Below are 16,191 nucleotides of genomic sequence, written 5' to 3'. Positions count from 1 at the left end.
TTGAGTCATAGATCATCCAACTAGAATCTTTGGCATATTGCTTCTACTAGAACCTTTGAGAAAAACTTTTATTCCTTCTTTTAAGGCTTTTTTAATAGCCTTAACAATTGTACCAATCACGTTTTTGGGGCTAACCATCTCAGGGACAGCAAGAGAAAGATCTTCTAAAAACAAAAACGACGTAGAGATTCAAGTTAATCCGGCTACACAAGAAGATACTTTTTTGTATAGACAGATAAGCATTAATTATTTTTGTAGAGCAAGAATGGCAGAAATAGAATTCCCGAAAGCGTTAGGGATATCTTCAGCAACTTTTGCAGATGTAATTGACCAGAAGCATGGTGGTCTTGTTAGTGAAATCCCTGATAGTAAATTAACACCAAAGCAGTTATACATGAGCGCTGAGATTCAAATTGTTGAAGGTGCTATAAAGTTTTGCCCAAAACAAGTACCTGATAAATCTAAAAAGCAATTTAAGGAATTTATAAAAAAGCAGAAAAAGAGTAAGAAATAAAATACACCTTTAATTTGTTATCTAAACATAGAACTTACAGAGCTTTCTTTATGAATTCTCCATATAGCTTCACCTAGCATATTAGCTACTGATAGGATCTCTAATTGTGAAAAATGTGAGTCAGAAGGGACTGGAATACTATTGGTTACAATGACTTGTTCGAAAAGATTTTCCTTGGATAACCTTTCATATGCAGGTGGAGAGAAAACAGCATGAGATGCACAGGCTATAACTCTATTAGCTCCTTCTTTCCTTAGTAGTTCTGCGCCAGCGAAAATAGTTCCTCCAGTATCAATCATATCGTCTATTAATATTGCCGTTCTGTTAGAAACTTCTCCTATAACAGTAAGACTCTCAGCAACATTATGCCCTGATCTTCTTTTATCAATTATTGCGAGAGGTGCATCTTTCATTTGCTTAGCAAAAGCTCTTGCTCTTGCAACTCCTCCAACATCAGGAGAAACAACAACAACTTCTCCAAGGTCTTTTTTTGATAGGTGATCGACCAGAACAGGCGAACCATAAATGTGATCGCAGGGAATATCAAAATATCCTTGTATTTGCGCAGAATGAAGGTCCATTGCAAGCACTCTGTCTACTCCAGACTGCACAAGTAGGTTGGCAGTTAATTTTGCTGTTATGGACTCTCTTCCGGCTGTCTTTCTATCTGCTCTCGCATATCCAAAATATGGAATTACAGCTGTTATTTGGCTCGCTGATGCCCTTTTGCAGGCATCAACCATAATCATTAGCTCCATTAAGCTGTCATTTACTGGAGCGCATGTTGGCTGTATTAGAAATACATTACAGCCTCTTATGGACTGTTGAATTTGAACATATAACTCACCATCCGCGAATCGTTTTGAAACAAGAGGTACGTCATTTATTCCAAGATATGAGGCGATTTCTTTTGCTAAATCAGGGTTCGAAGATCCACTTATAAGCCTTAGCCTTCTAGTGTCGAGCTTGACTTTGTCTTTTTCAGTAGAAGCAGCTGTGAGAAAACTAGTCACGGTCACGCCGCATATGAAAAAGTTATATCTTATCGTAGGCCTCTCCTTGCCACTATCCAGATTAATTAATAACCTTATCTTTGGACTGTGATTTGTTTTATGCCTTTTTTGGCAGGAGCCGGAGAAGTAATTGATTCTGATTTTTCTGTAGGATCTCAATCCCTGTCAGCCTTTTGGGGAGGGGAATTTGAAAAATATCTTTGCAAAGAGTCGCCTAATAAGATCATCAGTTCAATACATAAAAAGCAAGGACTTTTTCAGTTGATAGGAGATATAGCTTTTACTAATGAAAATGGTGAGAGCTGGATAGAGGCCTTAGGAGCATGGAGAATGCCTACTATTCTTTTCTCTTCCCCTTCCGAAGATGGTCATATCTCTGGTCAATCAGCTGCATATGTAGCTTTATGTAAGCAACTATCTGTACCATTAATTGGTATTATCCAATTAGGCGGGAATTGGAATAGTCATAGTAGATCTTTAGATGGTCTTCCTTGGTGTGGACTACTTCCAGTTAATAAAGATAAAGATCAGAATTTATATTCATTAGAGACTAAATTAATAGTAAATAAATTAATGCAAAGAATTAGCTTGTTATCAATTTAAACTATAGGAATATCTTTCCAAACATTATAAACGTGTCATAATTTAATTATTATCATATAAAACACTTATATCTTCTTGAACATCTCGATTTATTGATTGCTTAGGTTCAAGTGGGAAAAAGTTAAGGACTACTCCTGTTAACCAAAAACCTCCTATGGCAACTCCAAATATATGTATTGTTTTTCCTGGGAATTTTCCTAAAAGTTGTCGCATTAGAGATAAATACTTCTTTTTTAAATATTTATGTTTTTAATAATTATAGGAAAGCTCATTTCTTTTTATTATGACTATTAATGAAACAAGATAATTTAAAAAAGCCAAGGTCCTCTGGTGTTTTATTGCATCCATCTTCTTTGCCCAATAGCCCTGTTTGCGGAACATTTGGCTTAGCTGCTAGACAGTGGTTGCGATTACTTGCGGGGAATGGAATAGGGGTTTGGCAGTTCTTGCCCTTAGCTCCTCCAGATGCGCTTGGTTCCCCTTATAGTTCTCCCTCAAGTTTTGCCTACAACCCTTGGTTTATTGATGTTAACGATTTGGTAGAAGAAGGGTTCCTTCCTTCTTCTATAGTCAATGAATTACCTGGAGCTGGAGAGACTAATAGCAAAGTAGATTTTGCTTTAGCTGATTTAAGAAGTAATAAGATCGGAGAGCATCTACGAGATTGTTGGAATAACCAAAGTATAGAAAGGCACAATGAGTTTAAGTATTGGACTCAAGGTCAGTTTTGGTTAAAAGACCATGCCATCTACATGCAAATTCGTCGAGAAAATAATGGACTTGCATGGTGGGAATGGGAATCATCTTTTAGTAAGAATGATTATAAAAATGAAGACTTGATGACTAGTCATAAATTATTGGAACATTGCTTACTTCAATGGCATTTAGACAGGCAATGGAATGCATTAAGAAAATTAGCAAATGAACTAGGAGTAGTACTCTTTGGCGATTTGCCTTTTTATGTTTCAAGGGACAGTGCAGATGTCTGGAGTAATAAATCTCTCTTCTCAACGTTTAAGAATGGAGATCTTAGTCTGCAGAGTGGAGTCCCTCCCGATTATTTCTCTGATACAGGTCAGTTGTGGGGGACTCCTGTATATAGATGGGCTAAACACAGGTCATCTAGATTTGCATGGTGGAGAAATAGAGTTAGTCGACATCTAAAACAAGTTGATTTATTACGGGTAGATCATTTTCGAGCTCTTGATTCATATTGGGCTGTTCCAGGTAATAATGAAACTGCTCAGAAAGGATATTGGAGGTCTTCTCCTGGGTTGAAACTATTAAGTCTTCTTGAGAAAGATTGTAGAGGTAAATTACCTTTAGTCGCAGAAGATTTAGGTTTGATTACTCCAAAGGTTGAGTGCCTAAGAGATTATTTTAAATTACCTGGAATGAAGATCCTTCAATTTGCATTTGATGGCAATTTGGATAATCCATATTTACCTGAAAACATAAAAGGAAATAATTGGATTGTATATAGTGGAACTCATGATAATTCCACAACATTTGGTTGGTTACAAAACATTGATCAAGAAATTAAGACCCGTATTTTGCAGAGAGTATCAGAAGATGGAGAATCACTATGCTGGAAGATTATAAAAATAGGCCTATCTACTGAAGCCAGGCTCTTTGTCGCACCAATGCAAGACTTGCTTAATTTGGATGATAAATCAAGGTTGAATACGCCTGGGACTATAGAAAACAATTGGCAATGGAGGTTGAAGTCTTTTGATTCAGTTACTAATAATTCAATTTTTAAGTTTGGAGAAAGCTCAAGAGCATTTAATAGATCATTTGAAGATGCTTTGGATTTAATTTAAAAGCTAATTATTATTCAGATCATTTTCTTCTAAAATTTTAATATTAGCATCATTTGAAAGGGAAGAGCTATCTAAAGGCTCAATCGTTTTACTATTTATCTTAAGAAGAAATTGTTGTTGTTTATTCAGGCTAAATATAGCTATGAAAATTAACAATAAATATGCAAGGCTTCCTTTCCATGAACTTAATAAAGAAATATTAAGTGGGTTAAATTCAATTGATTTTATGATTCTTTTTGGCGATTCTGAATTTTTTAGAATTGGATTCAAGCTTAGTTTTGGCAAAAACAACTCAGTCTCTATCTCTTGTAACATTTTCCTGAGAAAAGTTTTCTCAGGAAAACCATTTTTACGACCTTTCTCTAAAGAATTTAGAACGTATATTGAGATTCTAGTTTTTTTAGATAAAGCATTTATGCTATATCCATACTTTTCTCTTTGCGCTGTAATTAATTTACAAGCATTTAGAAAATCAGATTCATCTGAATTAGATCTTGGTCTATCTTCAGACTCTTCTTCTGATTTAACAAGATTTGAAATTCTCATAATCACTGCTCTTCTCAAAGAAGCAAATGCTCCCATTCTCTTCTTTCGAGATGTCTCCAATCACCTTCTTTAAGATTATTTAAATGTATATTTGCAATTGCTACTCTTTGTATGTCTATTATTTGATGACCTATTTTATCTCCAATCCGCCTTATCTGCCGATTCCTTCCTTCTTTTAAAGCTACTTTAATTAAGCTTTGATTCTTATTTTTGAAATGATATATCAAGTTAACATCTGCAGGCATTGTATATTTATCATCTAGTAGAACCCCATTTCTCCATTCTTCTATAAGAGTTTCAGATATTAAACCTTTAATTAATACTTTATATTTTTTTATATGTGAGAATCTAGGATGAGTTAACTTAAGGGTTAATTTTCCTTTATTCGTCAAAAGAATTGCTCCTCTACTATATTGATCTAATCTGCCGACAGAATGAAGAGTGTTCCTTAAATGCTTGGGGAATAAGTCCATAATTGTTATCCTGCCTTTCTGGTCAAAAGAAGTACAGATTATTCCCTTTGGCTTATTTAATAAAATAACTTTATCATCAACTTTTAAATTAATAATCCGCCCATTAACAATTAATTCATCTAACTCTGGATCGGCTTTATCACCGAGAACAGCCTTGATCCCATTTATCTCGACCAGGCCTTTCTTTATTAGGATTTCTGCATTCCTTCTTGAGGATACTCCAGCTCTAGCTATTAACTTTTGAATTCTTTCTCTCATTCTTAGATTAGTTGAAAAGATATATATTTGATGCTTTATCAATATATATAAGCTTAATTAAGCCTACCGGGGGTAGAAAAAGTTTCAAAACTATAAGTATAATGGATTTATTCTTTTTATCACACTACTTGTAATAGCTTTAGGATTAAATGTTTTCTTAACTAGCTTAATCAGTTCTTTTATTTCACTTATATTTATTTTTTCATCTTTAATTAGGCTTAGTAAAAGATTTTTTCTAATCTGTGAACCCCTTGATCCAAGTATTAACTTTAAACTTGCACTGGCTACAGGTAGAAGTTCTTCGTTAGATGAATCTGAGTCTTTTATTAGAACATCAAAAAGATTTTCTAGCCTGCTTACTCTTAGAGATCCGTCTTTATTAAAGATTACCTGAAGCAGTATTTCTAACATCTCGGTTTCATCTGATGTTAATAATCTTTTTGCAACATAAGGATAGGCAAGGCTAACTATTTGAAAATTAGAATCTAACTTTAGGGCAAGACCTTCTTGGCTTATAACTGCTCTAATAATTAAGGCAAATCTTGCGGGTACTCTAAAAGGGTAATCAAACATAAGCTCTGAAAACTTATTTGTAATTTCTTTAAAATTAAAAGAAAACACATCTTTATCCATCGCTCCCCCAAGGACTTCCTTGAGAACTGGAACAATAGGTTCTAAATCCTGTGAGCTATTTAAGAATCCAAGTTGTTGAAAATTTAATGCAACTGAATAGAAATCTGCATTTATTAAATTAACAATTGCTTCTGTTAATGTTAGCCGGTCTTTCTCGGAAATAGTATCCATCATACCAAAATCTACATAAGCAAGGTGCCCTGAGTCGCCAGTATTCCCCGTCAATGCAAACATGTTTCCTGGATGTGGATCAGCATGAAAATATCCAAATTCAAGAAGCTGCCTTATTCCACTTATCACACCAGTCCTAATAATTGAAGAGGGTTCAATGCTATTTGCAATAAGCTCATCTTTATTACTTATTTTTATTCCATCAATCCAACTTGTACATATCACCTTAGATGTTGAAAGGTTATCTTCTACTTTTGGTACTGTTACAGTGGGATTATTGTTAAATAGCTTTGAAAACCTTTTAGCGTTAAGAGCTTCTTTTCTGTAGTCAATTTCTTCAAATAAGCTTTTGCCAAATTCATCAATAATTTCACCTAAACCTACTCCAAGGTTTAATGGTAAAATTGGGCTGCTAATTATACCAAGTATTTTAATTAATACTAGATCTCTTTTGATTATAAATTCTAAATTAGGTCTTTGAACTTTAACTGCAACATAGTAATCTCCATATAAATTAGCCTTGTAAACTTGTCCTAAACTTGCTGATGCAATTGGACTATTAGGAAACTCTTCAAATAAATTATCGACATTACTTTCTAACTCTGTTTGTATTATATGAATAGCTTTGTCATGGTCAAAGGCTGGGAGATTGTCTTGGAGTTTAGTAAGTTCTTCAAGCCAATCTCTTCTTAATAGGTCTGGTCTTGTTGAAAGAGCCTGACCAACTTTAATAAAGCAAGGGCCAAGGTCAATAAGTGTGCTAAAGATCTTTTTAGCAAGATTTTTCTGTACCTCAGGATTGCTACTGGAACCTCGGATTAACAGGTTTATAGTGAGGGCAAGCAAAGAATAAATGATATATGTAATTCTGGGTATCCAGATCCAAGGCCTAATGATCAACCAATTAAGATCTCGCTCAAAGTTGTAATTCATAGATATATCTTATGTTCTCATTTAAGAAAACTTGTTTTAGATGTTCAGCTAAGTGAATTGAATTTTGGTAGAAAGAATTTGTTGCACATATATATTTTATGGAAATTTCCTCTTTTTTGTCGATTCATAGAGAGAAAAATCTTTTCTTACCTGCCCACGGAAGGGGAGATGCGTTGCCAATATCTTTGAAATCACTTTTGAGTTTAAAGCCAGGTTTGTGGGACTTACCTGAACTACCTTCTTTTGGAGGACCTCTCATATCAAATGGGGTAGTAGCTGAAAGTCAGAATTTATCAGCAGAATCTTTTGGTGCTGATCATTGTTGGTATGGAGTAAATGGAGCGACTGGTCTTTTGCAAGCAGCAATCCTTTCCATAGCAAATCCAGGTACTGGATTACTGATGCCAAGAAATGTTCATAAGAGCATTATTCAGGCTTGTGTCCTTGGAGATATAAAACCAATACTTTTCAACTTGCCATTTTTAGAGGATAGAGGGCATTTTGTTCCACCAGATGCTCTTCTTCTTAATAAAGTCTTAGACTCTTTGCCTGCAAATACCCCTTTTATTTCAGGGGCAATATTAGTAAACCCTTCTTATCAGGGATATTCAAAAGATATATATCCTCTAGTAAAATTTCTACATAGCAAATCTATACCTGTAATTATTGACGAGGCTCATGGTTCTCATTTTACAATGGGATTAAGCCAATTACCTAACTCTGGCTTAGATGCTGGAGCAGATATTGTTGTTCATTCATTGCACAAATCTGCAAATGGGCTTTGCCAAACTGCAGTAATTTGGCTTAAAGGAAATCGTATTGACCCAGAGAATCTAGAAAAGAACCTTGGCATAATTCAAACTACAAGTCCGAGTTCCTTATTGTTAGCTTCTTGTGAAGCTTCTCTTAGAGATTTAAAAAATAATTCAACTAGAAAAATCTTTATTAAACGAATAAATTCAGCCAAATCTATATTTGAGGAACTTGTTCAAAAAGGAGTTCCATTGCTTGAAAACCAAGATCCTTTGAGACTACTTTTACATACTGCAAAAGTAGGTATATCTGGTTTTAAAGTTGATGAATGGATGATTTCTAAAGGACTAATAGCTGAGTTACCAGAGCCTGGCTGTTTAACTTTTTGTTTGGGGTTTTCTTCTCAAGATGACTTGGTAAGTATTTTGAAAAGATATTGGGATGAAGCTGTTTCGTTATATTCGTCAGGAATACCTTCTCCTCCTTTTTCTGCTCCACCCTTTCCAATTGTAACGGTGCCGAAAGTTTCTTGTTTTTCGGCTTTTAGGAGAACCAGTGAATTAATTAGATTGCAGGATTCTGTGGGGAGAACTTCTGCTCAAATTTTATCTCCATATCCCCCTGGTATACCTATGCTTATACCAGGTGAATTGTTGGAAAAAAAATATGTTGATTGGCTTTTGCTACAAAGTTCTTTATGGCCTGACCAAATACCCTCTCACATTAGGGTTGTAGTATGACTTTGCTATCACTTTTAAATTTCTATAGTGCTTTAAAATATCAATTATTTTTAGCTGCAGTTTCAGAAATTAATTTTATTTTTGATGTTAAAAAGGTTTTTAAATAAGCGTTTTAGCAGTGGTTTAGCGGCAGGAGGGTTTGGCTTAATAGTCGTAACTCTTGGAGGATGGTGGTTTGCAGTTTCTTTGGGAGTTATTGTCCATTTGGCTCTCCTTGAGTTCTTTAGGATGGCTGAATTTACTGGAATAAGGCCTGCTACAAAAACAACTTTAGTCGCTTGCCAGCTTTTGTTATTGACTACTCAACTAGGAATAGATGGGGTTGTTTCTGACTCTCTAACTTTGGCAGTCTTACCTTTATCTGGAGCGGCTATATGTGGTTGGTTGTTATTGCAACCAAAAACAGGCTCAATAGCAGATATTGCATCTTCAATATTTGGACTTTTTTATTTGGGTTATTTACCGAGCCATTGGTTGAAACTAAGAAATATTAATGACATCACTTTATTTAATAGTCTTAATCAGTATTTAATATCTCCTTCACAAGTAATCAATGTTGGTATGTCAATAACACTTAGTGTATGTTTTATGATAGTAGCTTTTGATATTGGCTCTTATTTTCTAGGTAGGAATTATGGGAAAACGTCTTTATCTCCAATCTCACCATCTAAAACAATTGAGGGCGCTATAGGAGGACTTTTTTGCTCAATATTGATTGGAGCCTTATCCATAAAATATTTGAATTTACCTATTCCTACACTTGTAAGTTGCTTGCTGGGTCTTTTGGTTTCTTTATTTGCTTTAGTTGGAGACTTGACAGAATCAATGATGAAAAGAGATGCAGGGCTTAAGGACTCTGGCAACATTTTACCTGGCCATGGAGGTATATTAGATAGAATAGATAGCTATCTCTTTACTCCAGCAGTTATTTACTATGTCTTGACATTAATTGGAAAACTTTAATTAGGTATAGATTGAAATATTTAAGTCTCAATTAGGCTATTCTTTAATCTATTTATAATATTGATTAAAAATATGCCAATGATTTGCTACTAAATTTGGCATCTCTAAATGTGGAAGATGTCCACATTCATTTATTTCTTTTAGATCTTTCCCTAATAAAATTGTTGATTCTTTTCTAATATCTTTTGTAATTATTCTATCGTTTGCTCCCCATATTAGATCAATAGGTTGAGGAGGATTTGACTTGCCTAAATTAGATATTCCTCCGTTCCGCGCGAATGTTGCTAGTGATCTTTGCCATCCTGGTACCTTTAAATGAATAGATGCAATTTCTTCTTCTTCTTTGCCTACATTTTTATTTGGGTTTGCAAAAGCTTGCTTACAAAGACTCTTCCTGACAAATTTTTGCTTTAGGAACCAAGTGCCAAATTGATCTAAAGGCCAAGGTACTTTTGATTGTTTAGTAGAAATACCTGCTGGAGATATTAATAGAATACGATCTATTCCTTTTGGATTCTTTCTTGCTAAATCTAATGCTAAACACCCTCCCATTGAAGCTCCTATTATCCCGAAGGGATAACTATTCTCATAATTAATAATAACTTTTGAAAGATGTGATATTAAGGAATCGATTCCATAATTGCTTTTATATGGACGAGGGCAAAAACCAAAACCATATAAGTCAGGAATAATCAATTTATGCTTATCTTTTAATAGTGGTGCAATCCTTCTAAACTCTAGGAAACAGCTATCAAAACCGTGCAACATCAGTATGGGAGGGCCTTCTCCTATTTCTGCAATTGGATATAATTCATCTTTATCCTTTGAGAATCCCTTTAGAAAAACCCATTTAACTTTGTCAGCTAAGTCTCTAGCCAATGGGTCTAAAAGTTTATCCTTTAATTGTGTTAATTGTTGTTTTGATGAAATTTCTTTTTTAGTCAATTCAGAGAGCATCTATTGGATTTTAATATCTGAAAGTTTACCAAATGTTTTTTCAGAAATATTATCCATTATTGCTTGTTTAATTACATCTTTATTTATTTTGAATGGAAGTAAATGAATTTCAGAGTTTTGATTGCATGAAAAGTTAGAGACTTTTTGTAGATCTTCGCTTGAGATATTTTCTATACCTAATTCTTTGCCAGTTGTTGGCAGATTGATTTCTTTTAAAAATTTTATTAATTGTCCCTTTGCCTGCGTTGCTAACTTGTTTTTGGAATATCTTTCTTCAAGGTGTAGTTGAATAATTATTCCAAAGCCAACTACTTCTCCGTGAAGACCCATCTTTGGAGATTCTAGTTGAGTAAGACCATTATGAATTGGATGAGCTGCTGCCGTTCTGCATCTGGCTCCACCAATCCCTCCAATTAAACCGGCGGTTAAAGCACAAGCCTCAGCGACTCTTACCCACGAATCACTTTCTGCATTGCGGTAAGCTTCTAATCCATCAATAAATAATTGATCTCTTAGTACCCTGGCCATTTGTAAGGCTTGTTGTACAAATCCGTCGTTACTTCTTGAGCTAGTTAGTGATGCTTCGTACCACTTGGCTAGCCCATCGGCAATCCCACTTGCAAGTAATCTTTTAGGTGCACTTTTAACAAATCCATGGTCAAATATTAGTGCATTTGGGCATGATTTAAGTGATTTATCATTAATGAAAGCACCGAATTTGGTGTAAATATTTGATAAAGAAGTCCATCCAGCACAAGTTGCTGCACTTAATGGAATTGTTATACAAGGCAACGAAAGTCGGTCTGCAAGCAATTTCCCTGAGTCAAGAACTTTCCCCCCTCCTGCAGCAATAACTGAATCACAATTTTTTTCTAAAATAATATTTGAAATACGTTGGAGATCTTCTTCACAGCAGCCATACTCCAATTCACTATTTATAGGATTTATTCCTATCCCCTTTAAATCATTATATATAGTTTGCCTGATTTTATAAGTTGAATTGCTTTTACCTAATAGTAATGGAGACTTGCAAATAAGAGGTATATAGTTCATTCCATCTTTCCAAGCTTCATCTCCTCGAAAGACTTTATTCGGAGAAATTGAATTATATGAGTTAGTTAGTTCAGGACTCATTGTTCAATTAATAGTATTTAAATCCCTGCACCTGCTAATTCTTGTTTGGAATTACTTTCTTGTACATGATTAACTACAACTTTTTTATTCACATCTATGTCAACAATTGCGTTGTCTCCCTCTTTTATTCTTCCTGAAAGAACCTCTTCGGCAAGGCTGTCTTCAAGAAGTCTCATTACAGCTCTCCGTAAAGGTCTTGCTCCATAAGAGGGGTTATAGCCTTCTTCAACAAGCCTTTCTTTGAAGGATTCAGAAACTGATAATTTTATTCCTTTATCTTTGATTCTCGCAAAGACTTCCTTCAGCATTATTTCGGCAATATCTTTAACTTCATCTCTAGATAACTGTCTAAATACAATTATCTCATCTAATCTATTTAAGAACTCAGGCCTAAAGTATTGTTTAAGTTCTTCATTAACAAGAGATTTTATCCTGTTATATTGACTGTTTTCATTGCTTTCTCCAGAGAATTCAAACCCTAAGCCTCCCCCACCTTTTTCTATAACCTTTGATCCAATATTGGAGGTCATTATTATCAAAGTATTCTTGAAGTCGACTGTCCTTCCTTTTGAATCTGTAAGTCTGCCTTCTTCTAATAGTTGAAGAAGTAGATTGAATACATCAGGATGAGCTTTTTCAATTTCATCAAATAAAACAACAGTGTAAGGTCTTCTCCTGACCGCTTCAGTTAATTGACCACCTTCATTAAAACCAACATATCCTGGAGGAGAACCTATTAATTTACTTACAGTATGTCTCTCCATAAATTCAGACATATCAAGTCTTATCATGGCGTCTTCACTCCCAAAGAAATATTGAGCCAAGGCTTTTGTTAATTCAGTCTTACCTACTCCAGTTGGGCCAGAAAATATAAAACTTGCAATTGGTCTATTTGGATTCTTAAGACCTACTCTTGCTCTTCTAATTGCTTTTGAAACTGCTTTTACTGCTTCATCTTGACCTATTAGTCTTTGATGAAGTGTTTCCTCCATATTTAATAATTTTACTGATTCACTTTCGGTTAACTTTTGAACAGGAACTCCAGTCCAAGATGCAACAATATGAGCTATATCTTCCTCTCTAACCATAGGAGAATTAGTCACTACATTACTTCCTTTATTTTCTTCTGAATCGTTAATTATTGCCTCTTTTGAACTTGTGGATTCCTTTTTTTGGCGATTGCCTTGAAGTAAATTACTTATTTTTTCTCTCAAACTAACTTCTGTTTCTCTTAATTCTCCTGCTTTTGCAAAATCCTGCTCTCTTACTGCTTCTTCTTTTTGTTTTTGTACTTTACGTAATTCTTTATCTACTTCTTTTGCTTCAGGAGGTAGCTTTGAGTTTAGAAGCCTAACTCTGCTACCAGCTTCATCAATCAAATCTATTGCTTTGTCAGGTAAAAATCTATCTGATATATATCTGTCCCCAAGATTTGCGGCTGCTTTAAGCGCTTCATCTGTGATTTTTAGTCTGTGATGTTGTTCATATCTTTCTCTTAGTCCTATTAAAATTTCAATGGTATCTTCTATTGAAGGCTCTCCAATCATTACCGGTTGAAAACGTCTTTCAAGGGCAGCGTCTCGTTCTATGTGTTTACGATATTCGTCAAGAGTGGTGGCTCCAATACATTGAAGCTCTCCTCTAGCAAGGGCTGGTTTTAGTATATTTGCTGCATCAATAGCCCCTTCGGCAGCACCTGCTCCTATAAGCGTATGAACTTCATCGATTACAAGGATTACATTCCCTGCCGTTTTGATTTCCTCCATTATTTTCTTTAAACGCTCTTCGAACTCACCTCTATATTTAGTGCCAGCAATTAGAAGGCCAATATCTAAAGTTAAAACCCTTTTACCTTCTAGTATGTCAGGTATTTCTCCTTGTTGGATTCTTTGTGCTAAACCTTCAGCTATTGCAGTCTTTCCTACTCCGGGTTCTCCTATTAGAACAGGATTGTTTTTAGTTCGTCTGCCAAGAATCTGAACAACACGATCAATCTCATCATGTCTACCCACAACTGGATCTAATTTCGCTTCACTTGCAAGCTTGGTCAGATTAGTCCCAAACTCATCTAGCGTAGCTGTTTTTGCTGACCCGCTTTTGGAAGAACCTCCTCCAGCTGCTACTTCTGCTGTCTCTCCTAGCATTCTTATAACTTGAGTTCTTACCTTGTTCAAATCCACTCCAAGGTTTTCTAATACCCTGGCTGCGACACCTTCGCCTTCTCTTATAAGACCCAGTAAAAGATGTTCTGTTCCTATGTAATTGTGTCCAAGCTGTCTAGCCTCCTCAAGAGAAAGTTCTAATACTCTTTTAGCTCTGGGAGTGAATGGTATTTCTACAGCAACAAAACCTGATCCTCTTCCGATTATTTTTTCAACTTCTACTCTTGAATCTTTAAGGTTTACTCCCATGGATTTAAGTACTTTTGCTGCAACACCAGTTCCTTCTCCTATTAAACCAAGAAGTATTTGTTCAGTTCCTACAAAATTATGACCAAGGCGTCTTGCTTCTTCTTGAGCAAGCATTATTACCTTGATGGCCTTTTCAGTAAACCTTTCGAACATGTTTCAGTCGGCCATATTCATCTTTATCTAACTTATCAGGATTATGAGTCGATTGTGAAATTAGTGTTTCTTAAGTTATTCGATCAGGAATCTTTAATTCTCTGAACTTATATAGGGAAGAGCCTTTTCAAAGGAATACATAGTTCCAAATGTTCGGTTATCCGAACGCTTGAAGTCATGTATTTCTGGCCTTCTTTATTTACAAATCACAGAAAAAAACCAACGCATCACTGCCATCTTTGTAGTATTTTTTTCGCTCTCCAATAATTTTGAAGTCAAGACTTAGATAGAGAGATATTGCGGCGGAATTAGTACTTTTTACTTCTAGGAATGCCTTGTCACCTCCTAACTCATGAGCTTTACTTAATAATTGATTCAGAACTTTTCGTCCAAGTCCCCGTTGTTGGTGACTTGGATGTACAGCAATGGAAGTGATTTGTAATTCATCATCAATTATCCAGCCAGTCGCCATGGCAATAATTTCTGAATGAGAAAATATTCCAAAACATAGCCTTTGAGTGTCATTTAATTCTCTTGACCATTGTTCTTTGCTCCACATTCCATTCAGAGCTAGTTTATCTAGAGCTATACAGCTATTTAGATGTTGAATCCCAATTGATATAACTTCTTCTTGGATGTATTCTTTTATATGATTTAGATCTTCTTTCTTCAACATTGCTGATTCTTAGATCTTTAATTTGACTTTTCTTTTTTTGTTTTATCACCTTCTTCATGGAAAACCTAATTCCATTTGAAAAGAATAGGCATTCAGACAGCCCAAATAAAAATATATGCCCTATCTCTTCTGTGGTTAATCAAAAGGGCTCATTAGTTGTTGGGGGATGCGTTTTAAGTGAACTTGCGAAACGATATGGCACTCCTCTTTATGTTTTAGACGAGAAATCTTTAAGGGCTTCTTGTAAAGCTTATACAGAAGCTTTGAAAAAATATTATCCAGGACCTGCTTTGGCTTTATATGCATCAAAAGCTAATAGCTCTTTGGTTTTAAGTAGCATTGTTTCCTCAGAAGGAATGGGACTTGATGCTGTTTCTGAAGGTGAATTACTTACAGCATTGAATGGAGGGATTTCACCTGATAAAATTGTTTTTCATGGAAATAATAAGTCTGATCAAGAATTATATTTTGCCTATAAAAATGATGTAACTATAGTCATAGATAATTATTATGATATTGAAAGATTAAAAGTAATTGTTAGACCTGGAGATAAGCCTGCTAAGTTAATGCTTAGATTTACCCCTGGAATAGAATGCCATACGCATGAATACATACGAACCGGTCATTTAGATAGTAAATTTGGATTTGATCCAGATCAATTGCAGGATATTTTAAAAGAATTAAAAGAAGCTAAATGGTCAGAATTAAATGGTTTGCATGCACATATTGGTTCTCAGATATTTGAATTAAAGCCGCATGAAGATTTAGTGACTGTAATGGCCCAGGCTTATGAATTAGCTTTAAATATTGGCCATAATATAAAAGATATAAATATAGGAGGTGGTTTAGGTGTTAGATACGTAAATGATGATGATCCTCCTTCTATAAATGATTGGATAAGAGTGATTTCTGAAAAATTGAAACAAGAATGTGACCATAGAAAAATTGCCTTACCTAGATTGATGTGCGAACCAGGTAGATCACTTGTTGCCTCAGCGGGGATAACTTTATATACAATTGGTTCAAGAAAAAATGTACCAGGAATAAGGACATATATTTCTGTTGATGGAGGGATGAGTGATAATCCTCGTCCAATTACTTATCAATCTTCTTACCAAGCATGCTTAGTTGATAAAGCACTCGAGCAACCAGAGGAAACAGTGACAATTGCAGGCAAACATTGTGAATCTGGCGATGTGTTATTAAAGGATTTTCCTTTACCGCGATCTAAAAGTAACGATATTTTAGGAGTGTTTGGAACAGGTGCTTACAACTTCTCAATGAGTTCAAACTACAATCGCATTCCAAAACCTGCCGCTGTAATTGTTTGTAATAGTCACTCTGAACTTATACAAAGAAGAGAAACTCCAGAAGATCTATTACGATTAGATGTTCTGCCAGATCGCTTTATTGGAGTTAATTAGGTAAGTTTAATAT

The 16,191-nt window shown here is 35.0% G+C and carries 15 protein-coding genes; 6 read left to right on the top strand and 9 right to left on the bottom strand.

What is annotated here, in order from left to right:
- Positions 1-37 precede the first annotated feature (37 nt).
- Positions 38-514 (top strand): cAMP phosphodiesterase, encoded by a 477-nt coding sequence (locus tag SOI85_RS02820; protein ID WP_320664719.1) that lies wholly within the window; start codon positions 38-40, stop codon positions 512-514.
- Positions 515-531: 17 nt separating this feature from the next.
- On the opposite strand, the gene SOI85_RS02815 is transcribed toward SOI85_RS02820, so the two are convergent.
- A complete protein-coding gene (locus SOI85_RS02815) occupies positions 532-1,527 on the bottom strand; it encodes a ribose-phosphate pyrophosphokinase (protein ID WP_320664718.1) in 996 nt (331 codons plus the stop codon).
- A 99-nt stretch (positions 1,528-1,626) separates the two neighbouring features.
- On the opposite strand from SOI85_RS02815, the gene SOI85_RS02810 reads away from it, so the two are divergent.
- A complete protein-coding gene (locus SOI85_RS02810; RefSeq protein ID WP_320664717.1) occupies positions 1,627-2,130 on the top strand; it encodes a hypothetical protein in 504 nt (167 codons plus the stop codon).
- A gap of 42 nt (positions 2,131-2,172) precedes the next feature.
- Here the strand turns inward: SOI85_RS02810 and SOI85_RS02805 are convergent, their stop codons facing one another.
- Positions 2,173-2,343, bottom strand: a complete 171-nt coding sequence (locus SOI85_RS02805; protein WP_320664716.1) for a hypothetical protein — start codon at positions 2,341-2,343, stop codon at positions 2,173-2,175.
- Between the two features lie 80 nt (positions 2,344-2,423).
- Between SOI85_RS02805 and malQ the strand changes: the two genes are divergently transcribed.
- Positions 2,424-3,953, top strand: a complete 1,530-nt coding sequence (gene malQ / locus SOI85_RS02800) for a 4-alpha-glucanotransferase (protein WP_320664715.1) — start codon at positions 2,424-2,426, stop codon at positions 3,951-3,953.
- A gap of 3 nt (positions 3,954-3,956) precedes the next feature.
- On the opposite strand, the gene SOI85_RS02795 is transcribed toward malQ, so the two are convergent.
- The 3 genes from SOI85_RS02795 to SOI85_RS02785 form a co-directional block, all read right to left on the bottom strand.
- Positions 3,957-4,499, bottom strand: coding sequence for a helix-turn-helix domain-containing protein (locus tag SOI85_RS02795; RefSeq protein ID WP_320664714.1), 543 nt, complete (start codon positions 4,497-4,499; stop codon positions 3,957-3,959).
- Between the two features lie 14 nt (positions 4,500-4,513).
- Entirely contained in the window at positions 4,514-5,230 is a 717-nt protein-coding gene (locus SOI85_RS02790; RefSeq protein ID WP_320664713.1) for a pseudouridine synthase, read from the bottom strand.
- A 90-nt stretch (positions 5,231-5,320) separates the two neighbouring features.
- On the bottom strand, positions 5,321-6,967 hold the full coding sequence (locus SOI85_RS02785) for an ABC1 kinase family protein (RefSeq protein ID WP_320664712.1): 1,647 nt from the start codon (positions 6,965-6,967) through the stop codon (positions 5,321-5,323).
- A 98-nt stretch (positions 6,968-7,065) separates the two neighbouring features.
- On the opposite strand from SOI85_RS02785, the gene SOI85_RS02780 reads away from it, so the two are divergent.
- Positions 7,066-8,460, top strand: a complete 1,395-nt coding sequence (locus SOI85_RS02780; RefSeq protein ID WP_320664711.1) for an aminotransferase class I/II-fold pyridoxal phosphate-dependent enzyme — start codon at positions 7,066-7,068, stop codon at positions 8,458-8,460.
- Positions 8,461-8,544: 84 nt separating this feature from the next.
- On the top strand, positions 8,545-9,423 hold the full coding sequence (locus tag SOI85_RS02775) for a phosphatidate cytidylyltransferase (RefSeq protein ID WP_320664710.1): 879 nt from the start codon (positions 8,545-8,547) through the stop codon (positions 9,421-9,423).
- Positions 9,424-9,471: 48 nt separating this feature from the next.
- Here SOI85_RS02775 and SOI85_RS02770 read toward each other — a convergent pair whose 3' ends face one another.
- The 4 genes from SOI85_RS02770 to rimI all read right to left on the bottom strand — a co-directional run bounded on the left by SOI85_RS02770 (position 9,472) and on the right by rimI (position 14,754).
- Positions 9,472-10,368 (bottom strand): alpha/beta hydrolase, encoded by an 897-nt coding sequence (locus tag SOI85_RS02770; RefSeq protein WP_320664709.1) that lies wholly within the window; start codon positions 10,366-10,368, stop codon positions 9,472-9,474.
- A 12-nt stretch (positions 10,369-10,380) separates the two neighbouring features.
- Positions 10,381-11,514: an iron-containing alcohol dehydrogenase gene (locus SOI85_RS02765; protein ID WP_320664708.1), complete on the bottom strand. Its 1,134-nt coding sequence runs from the start codon at positions 11,512-11,514 to the stop codon at positions 10,381-10,383.
- 17 nt (positions 11,515-11,531) lie between these two features.
- Positions 11,532-14,078: an ATP-dependent Clp protease ATP-binding subunit gene (locus tag SOI85_RS02760; protein ID WP_320664707.1), complete on the bottom strand. Its 2,547-nt coding sequence runs from the start codon at positions 14,076-14,078 to the stop codon at positions 11,532-11,534.
- Between the two features lie 199 nt (positions 14,079-14,277).
- Complete coding sequence (gene rimI / locus SOI85_RS02755) at positions 14,278-14,754, bottom strand: ribosomal protein S18-alanine N-acetyltransferase (protein ID WP_320664706.1); 477 nt, start codon at positions 14,752-14,754, stop codon at positions 14,278-14,280.
- Between the two features lie 56 nt (positions 14,755-14,810).
- Here rimI and lysA point away from each other — a divergent pair, with 56 nt between their 5' ends.
- On the top strand, positions 14,811-16,178 hold the full coding sequence (gene lysA, locus SOI85_RS02750; RefSeq protein WP_320664705.1) for a diaminopimelate decarboxylase: 1,368 nt from the start codon (positions 14,811-14,813) through the stop codon (positions 16,176-16,178).
- Positions 16,179-16,191: the final 13 nt, after the last annotated feature.

It is taken from the genome of Prochlorococcus sp. MIT 1223 (genome assembly GCF_034092465.1).
Lineage (GTDB): Bacteria > Cyanobacteriota > Cyanobacteriia > PCC-6307 > Cyanobiaceae > AG-402-N21.
Note: the sequence above shows the minus strand (reverse complement) of the source record. Positions and strands in the feature narration are given on the sequence as shown.

Bases quoted from the DNA above. Each gene is read 5' to 3' on its own strand.
- SOI85_RS02810 (WP_320664717.1), top strand. From the start codon at position 1,627: ATGCCTTTTTTGGCAGGAGCCGGAGAAGTAATTGATTCTGATTTTTCT.
- SOI85_RS02805 (WP_320664716.1), bottom strand. From the start codon at position 2,343: ATGCGACAACTTTTAGGAAAATTCCCAGGAAAAACAATACATATATTT.
- malQ (WP_320664715.1), top strand. From the start codon at position 2,424: ATGAAACAAGATAATTTAAAAAAGCCAAGGTCCTCTGGTGTTTTATTG.
- SOI85_RS02795 (WP_320664714.1), bottom strand. From the start codon at position 4,499: ATGAGAATTTCAAATCTTGTTAAATCAGAAGAAGAGTCTGAAGATAGA.
- SOI85_RS02790 (WP_320664713.1), bottom strand. From the start codon at position 5,230: ATGAGAGAAAGAATTCAAAAGTTAATAGCTAGAGCTGGAGTATCCTCA.
- SOI85_RS02785 (WP_320664712.1), bottom strand. From the start codon at position 6,967: ATGAATTACAACTTTGAGCGAGATCTTAATTGGTTGATCATTAGGCCT.
- SOI85_RS02780 (WP_320664711.1), top strand. From the start codon at position 7,066: ATGGAAATTTCCTCTTTTTTGTCGATTCATAGAGAGAAAAATCTTTTC.
- SOI85_RS02775 (WP_320664710.1), top strand. From the start codon at position 8,545: ATGTTAAAAAGGTTTTTAAATAAGCGTTTTAGCAGTGGTTTAGCGGCA.
- SOI85_RS02765 (WP_320664708.1), bottom strand. From the start codon at position 11,514: ATGAGTCCTGAACTAACTAACTCATATAATTCAATTTCTCCGAATAAA.
- SOI85_RS02760 (WP_320664707.1), bottom strand. From the start codon at position 14,078: ATGTTCGAAAGGTTTACTGAAAAGGCCATCAAGGTAATAATGCTTGCT.
- rimI (WP_320664706.1), bottom strand. From the start codon at position 14,754: ATGTTGAAGAAAGAAGATCTAAATCATATAAAAGAATACATCCAAGAA.
- lysA (WP_320664705.1), top strand. From the start codon at position 14,811: ATGGAAAACCTAATTCCATTTGAAAAGAATAGGCATTCAGACAGCCCA.